We start from the raw sequence: 14,703 nt of genomic DNA, 5'->3' as shown, positions 1-14,703 counted from the left end.
ACCAATAGTAATAAAATAGGCCTATGCGCAAATTGGTGCATAGGCTATTTTTAAATCAACCTTCGTTATATACACTTTCAAGTAATTCTTTTTTATCCCAATAAGAAAGATTATCCATAGTTCTGAAAGTGTTCATTGTTGCGGCAAGTTCCGTATCATTGTTTGAGTTAACATTTTTTGAATCATCCTGATGAATTACTTCCAGCTTTCTATCCAGTGCACTGTAGTACAGATCAGATGAGTTGGGATCTATGGTTCGAGGTATGTTCTTATCATCCTCAACGTATGCGAATAATCCATATAGCTCAGTCTGTGATGCAGTTTCAGGATTTACACTATTTACATCTACTTCATATAGATTCTCCTTGCCGTCATATGATGAATAAACTTCAATCTTAGGATTTGTAGGATCATAATCAGCAGGATATTTAGCTTTAAGCTCAAACTCGACTCCGTTTTCATCACTTGATGTGGTACTGTGGAAGAAATAATTCTCGGAGTATCTGTCAGGTATATCCATAGCAGATGCAGACGGGCTGTCATCTACGGGGAAAATCGCCATATTATTTTTATTCATTCTATCAAAGGTACTTTTATCAGAGGGCTCATAGGTGCCATCTTTAATTCCGTTCAGGTTCTCTAAGAGCTCATCATAAAACTCTACTTCTTTATCAGCAGTATCTGAATCATCACCTGTCATATTTACTCTATCCTGCTTAGCAGAGGAGACAGCATCAATTGCTGAATCGACTGTTCCACCCAGGATATCCTGAACACCTGATACGCTGTTATCAGTCATTTTTGCGCTGTTGTTTATCTCAGCATAAAGCCTTGTTGCTGTATTCTTGGAAGGATCCTCGTCATAGCCAAGGCCATTTGTGCCGGTTTCTTCTGACGCATCCATCCATGCACTCTTTACTTCTTCTGAGGCGTTAGGAGCAACTCTTTCAAGGGCGGCAACGTCAGCATCTGTCTTTTGGAGCTTACTTATTGCGCTGTTCTTTTTTCTCTGAGCATCCCATTCTTCAGCTGTATAGTCTGAGTTAGAGGTTAACTGAGGAGTAGCTGCGGCATTATTAAGATGAGCCTGAAAGCTCTGAGTTTTAGGCTTGTTAGCAGAGCTTTGAGCTTTGTTTGTTTTTGCGGGAACGTTGGTTTTCTGTGTCTTGGTGACCTCTTTGGCACCAGATACTTTGCTGGTTGTTATATTAGTACCATTAGTACTTGTCGTTCCAGCTTTTGCTTTTGATGCGGAATTTGAACTGTTGTAATTGTATGTACCTATATTCTGAACCTGCTTAACCTTTGAGAGCTCTAGCATGTGCATGTCCTCCTTCCTCTAAGAATGATGGAGACCTTTACTACCGGATACTTCTATAAAAAATTACGCCAAATACCATTAGAACTCCATCCTTTGATATTCGGCATATCCCTTGCTATCTTATATATCGGCCAGGGTTAATAAGATGTTAGGGATAATTTTGTGAACTTTTTGTGTTTATAACAGGCGTGTTTGATGAATATATGTGAAAACAGGTCTGTTTTATAAAAGAATAATGTAATACAATTGTTTTAGATATACACATTTTTGTTGCACTTAAGACAATTCGTATCTTAGTAAGGGGCAAAATTTAATTTTTGACCCTTACGCTGTTTTTTGAGGGGGAAAAATGAATAAGAGAATTTTTAGTGTACTGATTACTGTTTTAGTAGCTGTAACAATGCTGGTTCCTTCAGGGATAACAGCTTCTGCTGCGAGAGTGGTCCCATTTACGAGCTCTCTTGATTATTCCAAGGCTGAAAACTGGCTGTATGATGGTGCCTATCCTGAAAATGAGGTTGATGTTTTCATCATCGCACCAACAGTGGATGTTGTAAGCGAGGTCAATTCATCTATCACGCCGGAGTTTAAGACCAGGTTCAGAAATGCAATGAATCAGCAGCAGGCCATTTATGCAAATACTGCAAGGATTTATGCTCCATATTACAGGCAGATTGCTATGAATGTGTATACCATGGAAGAGGGGGCAGATAAAGAGCAGGCGAAGAAAAATGCCTTCATGGATGTTGCTGCAGCATTTAAGTACTACTTAGAGCATAAGAATAACGGAAGACCGCTTATTCTTGCCGGTTTTTCACAGGGAGCAGAGATGTGCTACAGACTTCTCGAAGAGTTCTATGGCGGCGAGGGTGAGAGAGCAAAGAGTCTCCGCGATAATCTCATCGCAGTATATGCGATAGGCTGGCCCATGACTCAGGAGATGATTGATAAGTATCCTCAGATTGTTCCTGCAAAGGGAGAGACAGATACAGGCGTAGTCATCAGCTATGAGTGTGAGGATGGAAATGTTACTGGTTCCTTTATTTTACCTACCGGTGAGAAGATGATTTCAATAAATCCGCTCAACTGGAGAACTGACAGTAAAAAGGCTGATAAGTCACTTAATAAAGGCTCTGTGACGCAGGATTCGGTGACAGGGGCTATCACATCTGTTCAGGTGGGAAAATACGGAGCTTATATTGATCCCAACAGAGGATCACTTGTTGTGACTGATATTGATATGAATCAGTATCCCAAGGTACTGGATATTTTCTCTGACGGATGCCTGCATCTCTATGATAATTTCCTTTTCTTTGTAAACCTTCAGGAGAATGTGCAGAAGCGTACAAAGGCCTTTCTTGAAAAGGCAATGGATGATGCAGCATAAGTTAACACAGCTTAATGAAGAGCTTGATGAAAAGAATAAAACCAATATGCGAATTGTCGGGAAAAACAAAGAATTATTAAGGAGATATGTTCAGGGGAAATATGGGAATATTTAGAGGGAAAAGATACAGAGTATATGCAGCGGTGCTGCTGATGAGTACTGTCATGTTGGGATGCGGTACTTCAGAAGACGCGCAGAATAATGCTGGTTTATTTGAATCAATTGGAAGTGAGCGTAATTCTGATGCGGATTCCAATACTGTTGAAGTTGAAGATGTTGATGAGGGCACAGATTCTGATGAGGATTCCAATCTGGATTCAGATATAGTTGAAGATACTAAAGATACCGCCGAAAGAATTTCTGAAGAGACTGGAATTCTTACATCAACCTCCGATATCAATCTTACAGACACAGACGGAAGCGGCACAAACTACACTTTTGTCTATGATTCAGAGACCTACAAGGCAGTTTACAGAACTGACAACTGGACGATTTTCGATTCCTACAAGATAAATAACATGGCTGACATGACCATAATATGTCAGGCACTTATAGATACAAGTCCTGTTCATGGTCGTGATATGAAGAGCTACAGAGAAGCTTCCGACATGGCCTATGAGTGGATGCAGCACAATGTGGCTTACATGGCGCTTCCGGATGATTCACCTTTAAAGAGCCACGCCAAGGATGTGGACTTTGATCCTGAGGACCAGAATAAGACCTTTGATGAAATCTATAAGGATAGGACCGGTAAGGACCTGGATATCGACGATATCCTCACCGAAGAAGAGCAGGACAAGCTTATTGAAGGATTGAAGGATATGCTGAAGTCCGGGAATTGATGTTTCAATCCATATTTTTGTCTGGCGTTACGTCTATGAAATCTTAAGACTGTAAACTGGCGTATCGATTTGCGGAATAAAGAATTGTTTTTGATAGGCGGTTACACCGGTTTGGTCTTATGCTTACTTATAGATTGAATTATCATAGGTTTCATGACTCTTCATTGGATTGAATATCAAGAAAATTACACCGGTAATACTATTACAAGAATAATAGACTTACTGTGTGCGAAATAACGTTAACTTTTGAAATGCTTTGTTCATCCTGATTTCGTGAAAAGCATCCAATAGACGTAAAGCTGCCTTTGATTGTTTGTTTTACGAAGGGTAATTAACAGTAAAACGTTCAAAAATAAAGAGAATTCTAAAAAGACCTAATAATATAGGAATATAAAGAAAAAACAAAAAGACATGAACACAATAACTATCCATACCATAAACATCAACAATCTCAAAGAACCTGAATCAGAAATCCTAAACACCATAACCACCCACTACAGGAACAAGTATGAAAGAGCCAAGGTGAAAAGAGTAAATAAGCAGGAATTATGCGCAGGTTATTTGCTGTACAAATATCTGGGAGTAACAAGTGATGAACAGCTGACCTTCAATGAGTATGGAAAGCCTATGCTCAAAAACGGAGAGAAGGAATTCAGCTTATCCCACAGCGGAGATTATGTTATTCTTGCAGTTTCCGACTATCCTGTTGGAGCAGATATTGAACGCATAGCGAGGGTTAAGCCTGACGTCTTGAAAAGAGTCCTTCCTCCGATATATTACGAAAAGGTTGTAAATGATGCATCGGGTGAAGAAAAACAGATGATTCTTGCAAAAAGCTGGACATCGGTTGAGGCAATAATAAAGGCAGAGGGGAAAGGCTTCCATATTGATCCAAGAGCGGACGAAGCCCTTATGGATGGCTGGAATATTGAAAGCTTTTCTTATGCAGAGAATTATGTTATCAGCGTAGCTTCAAAAGAAATGTTCACATTTGTTATTAAAGAACACAATTAAGAATTTATGATTAGAAGCCTGAAACCTCAGAAAATATCTGGGTTCAGGCTTTTTTATATGTTAAAAAATCCATTATTGATTTCACAAAATAAACACAGACTTATCACTTTCTTTTACGAATTTGAGAGTAATATATAAACCATCAAGAGGAACAAACCTCTTGAAACTCCCTCATAAGAAATAGAAACTTTTCTTCAAAACACAAAAAAGCTGGCGTTTCCCGTGACAAGGCGCCAGCTTTTCCCCTGTTTATAAGCAGAACACGGGAGTCGAACCCGCCTCTTCAGCTTGGGAAGCTGACATACTACCGATGTACTAGTCCTGCATGATATCTGATTAAATTATATGTCTTATTACTGGAAACTCTTCAGTGAAAATCCTTCTTTATCTTACTTAATATGTGGTATAATTTCAAGTGGTTTGAAATTAGTTTCCAAAATAAATAGGGGAGGAAAAAACAGTGGTAGATAAGAGTAAAGCTATTGAAAAAAGTAAGGGTTTTGCAAATGAATTTCGTGAGTTCATAATGCGTGGAAACGTAATGGACCTGGCAGTCGGTGTCATCATTGGTGGAGCTTTTCAGGGGATTATAAATTCACTTGTTAATGACATTATCATGCCTGTCATCAGTGTACTCACAGGTGGAATTGATTTCTCAAACTGGTTCATCACACTTGATGGAACAAAGTACGCTTCACTTGCAGCAGCTCAGGAGGCAGGAGCAGCTACACTTAACTACGGTGTGTTCATCACAGCAATTATCAATTTCCTGCTTATGGCGCTTGTTATTTTCTGCATTGTTAAGTCTCTTAACAAGCTCAGCGATAAGGTTAAGAAGGAGAAGGAAGAAGAAGCTCCTACAACCAAGATCTGCCCTCACTGCCAGAGCGAGATCAACATCAAGGCTACAAAATGTCCTTGCTGTACATCAGATCTTAAGTAAGAATCAAAGAGCTATATATAATGAATTTTCAGGACGGAAGCATATAAAAAGGTATGCTTCCGTTTTTTTGCACAAAAATGGAAACTAATTTTTGGAGACTTTGCGGAAGTATTTGTGATATCATTTTTTTACGTAAACTTTAATGCATAATTCTATGGGGATAGAATTACACACCGTTTTTAGCGGAGCGGTTTTATTGGGGAATAAAAGGGAATGAAAAAAGTAAAATGGACGATGCGTCAGGCTATTCTTGGTCTGGTCATTGGGTGTACTCTGTTTGCGATTATCGCGCAGACAGTGGCTTTTGAGCTTACATCCAGGAATCAGATCCGTAGGGAGAGCCTTCTTAACAATGATGAAACTCTTCAGCGAATCGAAACTGAGTTAAATTCTTATATTCACAGCCTTACAGTAAAAATGCAGACCATCTATTCGGAAAGTGAAATGCTTTACGACATGAGATACTCTCATGCAAAACGAAGAAGGCTTCTGAATTATTACTGGAAGGCCTGGCATCTTTCTGAGGGGCGCTTCGAAGTCTCAGACCAGCTTCTTGCCATGTATATCTATGACAATGACGACAATCTGGTAAGCTCCTGGAGGAAGCAGCCCTATAATTATCCGCGTGATCTATACAATACCGATCAGTATGTAAATGTATCCCATTTAAAAAGCTATATAAATTCAGACAACTACGTACTTATGCTTTCCGGATATTATAACGAGGAAGCAGACAAGGATGTGCTGAGATTTTGCTTGAAGCTTCACACCTATGATGATGACAGATCGCAGCTCGGCTACCTGGTATGCGATTTTAATACGCAGAACTTATCAGACATCATGAGTAAGTATATTTCCTCAAGAGATGTGTATGTATGGCTGCAGCCAAATGGCGACACACCAATTGCAAAGGTTGGAAATACAACCAAGGAAGAGAGCAGGATTTTTTCGGAGCTTACAAAGAACATAGCCACGGATTCTCAGATAGGCGCAGAGCTTGATGATGAGTACGGAGACTTTTATCTAAATAACAGACCCTCTGAAAAATACAACATGTGCATATACATGCTGACCCCGCAGTCGCTTATGCTGCAGACTCAGAGCGCTCTTGCAAGGATGCTCCTGGTAATTGCCATAATCATTCTGCTTGTAACACTGTTTCTCGGAACGCTTATTTCGAGCTTTATCTACAGACCTGTTGCCAAGCTTAACAGGACTATAATCCGAATAAAGGATGGAGATACCGAGCTTCGTGCGAAGACAGATGGTTGGAGCGAAGAGCTGAAGGTCATGGGCGAAGAGTTTAATGAGATGCTTGACCGCATCCAGACCATGGTTCAGGAGGAGTATGAGGCGAAGGTTTTAATGGAGCGCACTCAGTACAAGGTGCTTCAGGCACAGATAAATCCTCACTTTTTATACAATACACTTGATACCATGAGCGGAATTGCTGCATCCCAGGACTGCACTCTGGTTAGCGGACTTTGCCAGTCGCTCTCGGCGATTTTCAGATATAGTCTGGACATATCAGATACCCAGTCAACTCTTCAGCAGGAGATGGCCCATGTCAGGAACTATCTGTATGTAATGGATGTCAGAACAGGAAACTCAATAAAGTACACATACAAAATCGAGTCGGATACGCTAAGGGACAGCATTCCAAGAATTACCCTGCAGCCTATTGTTGAAAACGCAATTCAGCACGGCTTAAGAAAGAGTCGCCGTAAGGATAAGGAGCTGATTATTTCAGCAAAGCACAAGGATGGAAAGCTTGTAATAACCATAAATGACAACGGCGCCGGAATGGATGCTGAGGCCATGAATGAGGAGCTTAGTAAGGCTGATATAGGCAGGATCGAAATGGGAAGATCCATCGGAATCATGAATGTAAATGCCAGAGTAAAGAGTGTCTATGGAAGCGAATATGGAATACATTACGAAAGTGTAGCGGAGGATGGAACAAAGGCAGTTATCGTTTTGCCTATAGCAAAAGAGGAGGAAGAAATTGGGGAAGAAATACAAGGTATTGTCAGCTGATGATGAGCTGTGGAGTCGCGAAAATATAAGAAGAATGCTACCGTGGGAGGACTACTCGATTGATTTTCTTGAACCTGCCTGCGATGGCGATGAGGTTTTGGAGAGAATACCTGAGGAAAAGCCGGACATTGTCATAACTGATATAAACATGCCGTTTTTAAGCGGCCTTGAGCTTTTAGACAGGATCCATAAGGATTACCCGGATATCATAACCCTTGCTGTAAGCGGCTATGACGACTTCAAAAAGGTAAAGGGCGTATTCATGTCAGGGGGAATAGACTATCTTCTTAAGCCCGTGAGCAGGGAGCAGCTTGTTGATTCCTTAAGCAAAGCTCTTAAGACCTTAGAGGAGAGAAGGGCTGAGATGGCAGTAAAGGAGGACAGCCTTTTAAGGGAAAACTATGTGTCATCATTTTTAGAGGACGATGAGTTTTCATCACTTTTAAACGGGAAGCTCTTTAGACCCGGCAAGGAATTCCATGTTCCAAGCACCAGAGTCTTTTCAGAGATGTCGACGATTCTCGTTAAGTTCCACGATGTCGAGATATTGAAACAGAGCTATGAAAAGGATGTCTTAAGGATGTCCTATGACCTGAAGGCAAAGCTCAGGGAAATCATTGGAAACGAGAGAACAATCGTCTTTAACTACACGGATAAGGTAAATGAATTCATAATAGAGCTTAACGCCACACCGGGTAGACTAAAGCTCATTGCGAATAAGATTCTGGAAGCCTTTCCAATTGAGAAGCAGGGGCCTGTCACGGCAGTAATTCATGACAGAGCAAGCTCTCTTGATGATATAGCCACTGTGTACAGGGAGATGATCGCAGAGCTTGTTACAAGACCATTTGGAAAAGAGCACAGCATTGTTATGTGCAGGGGAAGTAAGAAGACAAATGTGTCTCAGGATAAGTATTCCGGAAGGCTTGAGTCACTGATTTCAGGTCATATCAATAACCATGATACAAGACAGGCCAAGTTCGCGATCATGGAAACAGCCGGACTTAAAAAATGTGACATCTCCGGTTGGAGTCTTTTGGATGTTACGCAGTTTACCACAAGAGTTATAAACACCATTGCAGACAGTGACAAAGGAAGTGACGGCAGAACCTATGAGGAGGTTCAGGACGCGATAAACTACGGCCTCAGGTCCCTTAATAAGGGAATAGTCCTTGAAAATATTGAACTGGCCCTCAGCATTGCGTCAGGTGTCGGTGCGGTGGAGGATAATTCCATTAGTCGTCAGGTTGAGAGCGTCCATGATTATATCAAGCAGCACTATATGGAGCATCTGTCCTTGTCTGACCTTGCGGAAATGTTCTTTGTGGAGCCAAGCTATCTATCAAGGAAGTTTTCACAAAAATACAATGAGACTATCACGGCTTTCATTACAAGATGCAGAATGGATCAGGCAAAACAGCTCATGAAGGATAAGGGAAATAAGCTTGAAGTTATCTCGTTTAAAGTTGGCTATGATGACTACAATTACTTTAGCCGTGTGTTCAGAAGGTTTGAGGGAACCAGCCCCACGGAATACAGGAAAAAAGTTTTGTGCTAGCAGATTTTCAAAATAGTGATAGTAAGTTTTTCGAAATTGTGCTAATGACAGAAAAATATAATTGTTACAATAACCTCGTAAACGAGTTAGTTTGCGAGGTTATTTTCTATATGGGAGGAAACAAAGGTGTTTAGAATCAGGAAAATTACAGCTTTTATTGCCGGCGCGGGAATCGCATTCATGCTGATGACTTCCGGCTGTGGAGCTCAGAAATATCAGGGAATAGATACAGAGGATGGAATAACCAATATCCTCGATTATGTCACAGTCACATTTGATGGGAATAATGGCGAGGGAACCGCCTATGTGAATGTGGACTACGACGGATTAGAGACAGAGATGGTAGGCGGAGAGGACAGGATAAAGGAGCTCGATGAGATAGAGGATCTCTCAGAGCTTACAAAATATATCAATGCAGTTTCTTCAATATCTTTCAATATCGATAAAAACTCAGGTCTTTCAAATGGGGAGCAGGTAATAGTTTCAGTATCCTATGACGACACTGCGGCACAGTCTGCAGGAGTTGTCTTTGGAAATGAGAAGAGCAAGACCTTTGAGGTTAAGGGGTTAAAGAAGTAAAGGTATCAAATCGGTTCCGCGGATGGCACGGACCGGTCAAATATATGTTTTTATTTCTAAAAGGAGGGCAACAGATCTATGAAAAAGAATTTTAGGAAGTTGGGAGCACTGCTCATGGCAGGTGTTGTGGCATCATCTCTGATGACAGGATGCGGAAAAGCTGCAGGTGGCGGTGGTACCGGCGGGGCATCTGATGCTGGTTCAGGCTCAGGTTCATCCGACATTAAGATCGGTGTTTCAATCTGGAGTTCTACAGACGTTCTCGGAAGCCAGTGCAAAAAGATCGTTGATAAGGCTGCAAAGGCTACAGGCGTTGAAGTTCAGTATGTTGACCAGGGACACGTATCAGAGCAGGTTACAGCTTCTGTTGAGCAGCTTTGTGCAGCAGGCTGTAAGGGTATTATCATCTGTAACTCAGCTGATTCCGAGATGACATCAGCAATCAATACATGTACAGAGAATGGCGTATATATCGCACAGTTCTTCCGTATCATTTCCCAGGAAAACAGCCCTGAGGTTTATAAGACAGCATGTAACTCCAAGTACTATGTTGGTGCTGTTCATGAGGATGAGGTTACAAACGGCTACACACTTGTAAATCTCCTTCTTGAAAAGGGCGACAGAACCATCGGTCTTGAAGCATGGACAGTTGGTGATGCTACATTCCAGCTTAGATGGCAGGGATATCAGCAGGCAATCGAAGAGTGGAATTCAGCTCATCCCGATGATCAGGCTACAATGACTGAGCCCGTTTACGCTAACACATCTTCTGAAGAAGGTGCTGCAGCAGCTATGTCACTTTACAACTCAAATCCCGGTATGGACGCTCTTATCGTTGCAGGTGGCGGCGGTGATCCTCTTGTAGGTTCTATCGGTGCTTATGCAAACGAAGGTCTTACAGGCAAGATCGACGTTGTATCAACAGACTTCCTTGATGACCTCGCAGATCAGCTTAAGTCTGGCGGAATGTTCGCAGAGTCAGGCGGACACTTCTGTGATCCTCTTTTCGCATACTATCTCGTTCTTAACGCAGTTAAGGGCAACTATGTGAAGGAAGAAGGAACCTTCGGTTATGAGATCCTTTTCCCGTATCTGTATGTATCATCTCCTGATGATTATGCAAATTACGAGAAGTATTTCGTAAAGGATGATCCTTATACAGATGAAGAGCTTGCAGCAATGGCAGACTACAGCTTTGATGAGCTCAACAAGGCAGCTACAAATCTTTCAATTGACGATGTTATCACACGTCACAGCAACTAAGAATTTTAGTATAAAAGCCATATCTATAAAGATTTAAATTGGATATGCCGTATTTTCTGCCATCCAGAAGATACGGTGTATCCTATGAAAAAAGAGACATATAATTCGTGACTCTTGCGGGAGGATTTTATGAGTAAGTTTCAAAAATTCAAACAGAGCCAGTGGTATGGAATGCTTCTTCTGGCTTTGATAGCTTTTGTCTTCTGGGCTTTCTTTAAAGCTCTGGCACCACAGACTTTCGGAGATTTTAACAAATTACAGACTTATCTTAAGACCGCCCTGTATTATGCAGTAGGTGGTTGCGGACTGTATTTTATCTGTGTAATGGGTCCCTTCGATATGAGTGTCGGCGCAAACATCGTGCTTTCATCGGTGCTTGCAGTAAATATGAGCGAACGTTTCGGTTATGCAGGACTCCTCATTGCTCCCATGATAAGCGGAGTGCTTGTAGGTCTCCTCAACGGACTTGTATATATTAAATTCAGAATTTCATCCCTTATCGTAACAGCAGGCTTATCACTGGTTTACGAGGCGTTATCGATCTTTGCGACAAACGGCAAGGAGGCAATACTTGCTCCGCAGTACAGAGCCTTCGGCGATTATCCGGGAAATCTTATACTTGCTCTTTTAGCATTTTTCTTATGCGGTTTCATTTTAAAGTATACCAAGATAGGAACATACACCTATGCAATAGGCTCTAACGAGGTTGTTGCGAAAAACATGGGTGTGGACGTTGACAGATACAAGGTAGTTGCCTTTGTCCTTTGTGGATTCTTCGTAGGCGTGGAATCAATCCTTACAATTTCCTACGGAACTTCCATGACAAGTGCATCCAACCTTCAGTCAATGAGCCGAAACTTCCCGCCTCTTATGGGAACCTTCTTCGGCCTTGCATTTAAAAAGTACGGGCATCCGGTAGTTGCAATTGTTGTCGGCGAGTTTATTATCCAGCTCCTTTTCCAGGGCTTCGTTGCTCTCGGAGCACCCACAACAGTTCAGAACATCGTAACCGGTATCGTTCTTCTTGCAATCGTAACAATGACAATCAAGCCTGTTAAGGGCGCAGTAGTTAAGTAAAGGAGAAAGACATGAGCGAAGTTTTACTTCATGCCGAGAAAATCGACAAAAATTTTGGTGTTACTCATGCTATCGACCATGTCACTCTCGACTTCTACAAGGGAGAAGTGCATGCGCTGATAGGCGAAAACGGATCAGGAAAGTCTACCTTCACATCCTGTCTTACGGGAATTTATCACAAGGATTCCGGAACCTTTACCTTGAATGGAACAGAGGTAAATGCAAAGAATCAGGTGGATGGAAACTACCAGGGCGTTGCCATAATAGTTCAGGAGATAGGAACCCTGTCCGGCCTTACCGTTGCTGAGAATATCTTTCTTGGAAAAGAAAAGGAATTTACAAGCCTCTGTGTTAAAAATACTAACGCAATGAACAGGAAGGCTCAGGAGCTTTTAAACTCCTACGGCTTTAATTACATCAAAGCTACGGACGTCATCGATAAATATAACTTCGAGGACAGAAAGCTCATAGAGATTGTTAAGGCAACTCACTTTAAGCCTCAGATCCTCGTGGTTGATGAGACGACTACAGCCCTTGGAGAAAAGGGACGTAAAGAGCTTTTCAAGGTTATGAAGCAGACAAAGGATGACGGAAGATGTGTTATTTTCATATCTCATGACCTTGACGAAGTAATTGAGCAGTCTGACAACATAAGCGTACTTAGAGACGGCGTCCTCATCGATACAGTAAAAAGCAGCGAGGTTGACACTGACGATCTTAAAAAGCTCATGGTAGGCCGTGAGATGAGTAATAACTATTATCGAACAGACTACGGCACTAAGATATCAGATGAGGTTGTTCTAAGGGGCGAGCACCTGACTGTTCCCGGAGAGATAGATGACTTTAACATCGAGCTCCACAAGGGAGAGATCATTGGAATAGGAGGCCTGTCCGAGTGTGGAATGCATGAGGTTGGAAAAGCACTATTCGGTGCTTCCTATGACAGAGAGGGCAATGTCTATCTTGCAAACGGAACAGAGATAAATGACATAAAAACTGCCATAGATAACAGCATCGCCTACGCCTCCAAGGACAGAGATAACGAGTCACTTGTAATTAACGACACGATTCAGGACAACATCTGTCTGCCGTCTCTTGAGGAGCTTAAAAGGAACCATATCCTTCACGCCAGGGACGAGAAGGCCTTTGCTGAAAAATATGCAAAGCAGATGAGTACAAAGATGGAAGGTGTTCATCAGTTTATGTCAGCTCTTTCAGGAGGTAATAAGCAGAAGGTTGTTCTGGCAAGATGGATAGGAAAGAATTCCGACATTATCATCCTCGATTCACCTACCCGAGGCATTGACGTCAAGGTAAAGGCTACGATTTACCAGATGATGAGTCACATGAGAAAAGACGGAAAGTCAATCATCATGATCTCTGAAGAGATTTCAGAGCTTCTGGGAATGGCTGACCGAATCATCATTATGAAGGACGGAAAGCAGAACGGAGAGTTTATGAGATCAGAAGATCTTAAGGATACAGATCTCATTGCCAAGATGGTTTAGGAGGATTTATGGAAAACGGTAAAAAGGTAGCAGTTCCCTTCACGGAGCGTGCTTTTATAAGAAATGTAATGCCCTTTGCAGGCTTTATATTTATAGTTGTTTTGTTTGCGGTTCTTACAGGGGGCCAGCTGTTTACAGCGGGGAATCTCAAACTTTTATTATCACAGTCCTATGTGCTTCTGATAGCATGTGTGGGAGTATTCATGGTAATGACCATGGGTGGTCTTGATTTCTCACAAGGGTCAATGCTCGGTGTGTGCTCGGTTGTTGTTTGCTTTTTATCTAACGTTAACATCATCCTTGCGATCATATGCGGAGTTCTGACAGGAGGAATCATCGGTCTTGTAAACGGATTTTTCAATGTAAAGCGCAAGATCACATCCTTTATCGTTACAATCTGTAACATGTATCTTTTAAGAGGTATTGTTGCTTACGCCACAACGAAGACACCGGTGTATGGTGTGTCAAATATCACATCCTACAACACAATGCCCTTTAATCTGACCTTTACACTGATAATACTGGTGGTAGCCTTCGCGGTATTCCAGTACACAGGTCTTGGTAACAGACTTAAGGCAATCGGTGCAGGAGAAACAGCTGCGAGATTCGCAGGTGTAAGAGTAGAGAGAACCAAGATGCTCGTATATGCTGCAGCAGGTATGATCACAGGACTCGCAGCCTTCATAAACAGTATCAAGGTTGGCTCCGTTACATCAACAGCTGGTAATCAGCTTGAGACACAGATCATGATCGCTCTGGTTCTTGGCGGAATGCCGGTAAACGGTGGTGCAAAGGTTAAGTTCTACAACATCATCCTTGGCGCACTGACCTACAAAATCCTGACTGCCGGTCTTGTAATGCTTGGTATTGAGCCCAAGACCCAGCAGCTTATAATGGGTATCGTATTCCTTATCATGGTTGCAGTATTCGCTGATCGGGAAACCGGAATGATCGTAAAATAAAAGAAACGTACCTGCTCGAAAAGGGCAGGTACGCTTTTTTACATCTGGTGTTTAACAACCTCATATTCGTTGTTATTGCGGAAGTATGGGCATTCGCTTTTGGAATTACCCATCAGCCTTGCGTAGTCGTCTTCATCCATATCGACTCCGCAGTAGTAGGCCTCATCATCCTCGTCGTACTCGTAGTAAGTACATTCGTCACAGCGCATTTG

General features: G+C 41.9%; 13 protein-coding genes and 1 tRNA gene. 11 read left to right on the top strand and 3 right to left on the bottom strand.

Going from position 1 to position 14,703, the window contains the following annotated elements:
- Positions 1 to 55: 55 nt before the first annotated feature.
- The gene (locus G601_RS25370; protein ID WP_051205983.1) at positions 56 to 1,321 is read right to left on the bottom strand and encodes a hypothetical protein; all 1,266 of its coding nucleotides are present in this window, start codon (positions 1,319 to 1,321) and stop codon (positions 56 to 58) included.
- A 349-nt stretch (positions 1,322 to 1,670) separates the two neighbouring features.
- Here G601_RS25370 and G601_RS0117150 point away from each other — a divergent pair, with 349 nt between their 5' ends.
- The 3 genes from G601_RS0117150 to G601_RS23890 all read left to right on the top strand — a co-directional run bounded on the left by G601_RS0117150 (position 1,671) and on the right by G601_RS23890 (position 4,564).
- Positions 1,671 to 2,708, top strand: coding sequence for a DUF3089 domain-containing protein (locus tag G601_RS0117150; RefSeq protein ID WP_035790854.1), 1,038 nt, complete (start codon positions 1,671 to 1,673; stop codon positions 2,706 to 2,708).
- A gap of 101 nt (positions 2,709 to 2,809) precedes the next feature.
- Positions 2,810 to 3,550, top strand: coding sequence for a hypothetical protein (locus G601_RS0117140; protein WP_026666057.1), 741 nt, complete (start codon positions 2,810 to 2,812; stop codon positions 3,548 to 3,550).
- A 411-nt stretch (positions 3,551 to 3,961) separates the two neighbouring features.
- Positions 3,962 to 4,564 carry a 4'-phosphopantetheinyl transferase family protein gene (locus tag G601_RS23890; RefSeq protein WP_051200566.1) on the top strand — a complete coding sequence of 201 codons (603 nt, stop codon included), beginning with the start codon at positions 3,962 to 3,964 and terminating at the stop codon, positions 4,562 to 4,564.
- Between the two features lie 254 nt (positions 4,565 to 4,818).
- On the opposite strand, the gene G601_RS0117130 is transcribed toward G601_RS23890, so the two are convergent.
- Positions 4,819 to 4,889: transfer RNA gene (locus tag G601_RS0117130), tRNA-Gly, on the bottom strand.
- Between the two features lie 156 nt (positions 4,890 to 5,045).
- Between G601_RS0117130 and mscL the strand changes: the two genes are divergently transcribed.
- The 8 genes from mscL (at position 5,046) to G601_RS0117085 (ending at position 14,491) form a co-directional block, all read left to right on the top strand.
- Entirely contained in the window at positions 5,046 to 5,507 is a 462-nt protein-coding gene (mscL, locus tag G601_RS0117125; protein WP_026490949.1) for a large conductance mechanosensitive channel protein MscL, read from the top strand.
- 213 nt (positions 5,508 to 5,720) lie between these two features.
- Entirely contained in the window at positions 5,721 to 7,544 is a 1,824-nt protein-coding gene (locus G601_RS23885) for a cache domain-containing sensor histidine kinase (protein WP_051205980.1), read from the top strand.
- Positions 7,513 to 9,102, top strand: a complete 1,590-nt coding sequence (locus G601_RS0117115; RefSeq protein WP_026666056.1) for a response regulator transcription factor — start codon at positions 7,513 to 7,515, stop codon at positions 9,100 to 9,102. The genes G601_RS23885 and G601_RS0117115 overlap by 32 nt, the downstream gene beginning before the upstream one ends.
- Positions 9,103 to 9,228: 126 nt before the next feature.
- Positions 9,229 to 9,681 (top strand): hypothetical protein, encoded by a 453-nt coding sequence (locus G601_RS0117105; RefSeq protein WP_026490947.1) that lies wholly within the window; start codon positions 9,229 to 9,231, stop codon positions 9,679 to 9,681.
- A 78-nt stretch (positions 9,682 to 9,759) separates the two neighbouring features.
- Positions 9,760 to 10,944: a sugar ABC transporter substrate-binding protein gene (locus tag G601_RS0117100; RefSeq protein WP_026490946.1), complete on the top strand. Its 1,185-nt coding sequence runs from the start codon at positions 9,760 to 9,762 to the stop codon at positions 10,942 to 10,944.
- A gap of 129 nt (positions 10,945 to 11,073) precedes the next feature.
- Positions 11,074 to 12,021 carry an ABC transporter permease gene (locus G601_RS0117095; RefSeq protein ID WP_026490945.1) on the top strand — a complete coding sequence of 316 codons (948 nt, stop codon included), beginning with the start codon at positions 11,074 to 11,076 and terminating at the stop codon, positions 12,019 to 12,021.
- An 11-nt stretch (positions 12,022 to 12,032) separates the two neighbouring features.
- Positions 12,033 to 13,529 (top strand): sugar ABC transporter ATP-binding protein, encoded by a 1,497-nt coding sequence (locus tag G601_RS0117090; RefSeq protein WP_026666055.1) that lies wholly within the window; start codon positions 12,033 to 12,035, stop codon positions 13,527 to 13,529.
- A gap of 8 nt (positions 13,530 to 13,537) precedes the next feature.
- A complete protein-coding gene (locus G601_RS0117085) occupies positions 13,538 to 14,491 on the top strand; it encodes an ABC transporter permease (protein ID WP_026490943.1) in 954 nt (317 codons plus the stop codon).
- Between the two features lie 38 nt (positions 14,492 to 14,529).
- Here G601_RS0117085 and G601_RS26545 read toward each other — a convergent pair whose 3' ends face one another.
- Positions 14,530 to 14,700 carry a DUF6472 family protein gene (locus G601_RS26545; RefSeq protein WP_196812495.1) on the bottom strand — a complete coding sequence of 57 codons (171 nt, stop codon included), beginning with the start codon at positions 14,698 to 14,700 and terminating at the stop codon, positions 14,530 to 14,532.
- Positions 14,701 to 14,703: the final 3 nt, after the last annotated feature.

It is taken from the genome of Butyrivibrio sp. FC2001, assembly GCF_000424125.1.
Taxonomy (GTDB): Bacteria; Bacillota; Clostridia; order Lachnospirales; family Lachnospiraceae; genus Butyrivibrio.
The sequence above is the reverse complement of the archived record's forward strand: the minus strand, read 5'-3'. Positions and strand labels throughout refer to the sequence as shown.

Excerpts from the sequence above, each read along its gene's own strand:
- G601_RS25370 (WP_051205983.1), bottom strand. The coding sequence starts at position 1,321 with ATGCTAGAGCTCTCAAAGGTTAAGCAGGTTCAGAATATAGGTACATAC.
- G601_RS0117150 (WP_035790854.1), top strand. The coding sequence starts at position 1,671 with ATGAATAAGAGAATTTTTAGTGTACTGATTACTGTTTTAGTAGCTGTA.
- G601_RS0117140 (WP_026666057.1), top strand. The coding sequence starts at position 2,810 with ATGGGAATATTTAGAGGGAAAAGATACAGAGTATATGCAGCGGTGCTG.
- G601_RS23890 (WP_051200566.1), top strand. The coding sequence starts at position 3,962 with ATGAACACAATAACTATCCATACCATAAACATCAACAATCTCAAAGAA.
- G601_RS23885 (WP_051205980.1), top strand. The coding sequence starts at position 5,721 with ATGAAAAAAGTAAAATGGACGATGCGTCAGGCTATTCTTGGTCTGGTC.
- G601_RS0117100 (WP_026490946.1), top strand. The coding sequence starts at position 9,760 with ATGAAAAAGAATTTTAGGAAGTTGGGAGCACTGCTCATGGCAGGTGTT.
- G601_RS0117095 (WP_026490945.1), top strand. The coding sequence starts at position 11,074 with ATGAGTAAGTTTCAAAAATTCAAACAGAGCCAGTGGTATGGAATGCTT.
- G601_RS0117090 (WP_026666055.1), top strand. The coding sequence starts at position 12,033 with ATGAGCGAAGTTTTACTTCATGCCGAGAAAATCGACAAAAATTTTGGT.
- G601_RS0117085 (WP_026490943.1), top strand. The coding sequence starts at position 13,538 with ATGGAAAACGGTAAAAAGGTAGCAGTTCCCTTCACGGAGCGTGCTTTT.
- G601_RS26545 (WP_196812495.1), bottom strand. The coding sequence starts at position 14,700 with ATGCGCTGTGACGAATGTACTTACTACGAGTACGACGAGGATGATGAG.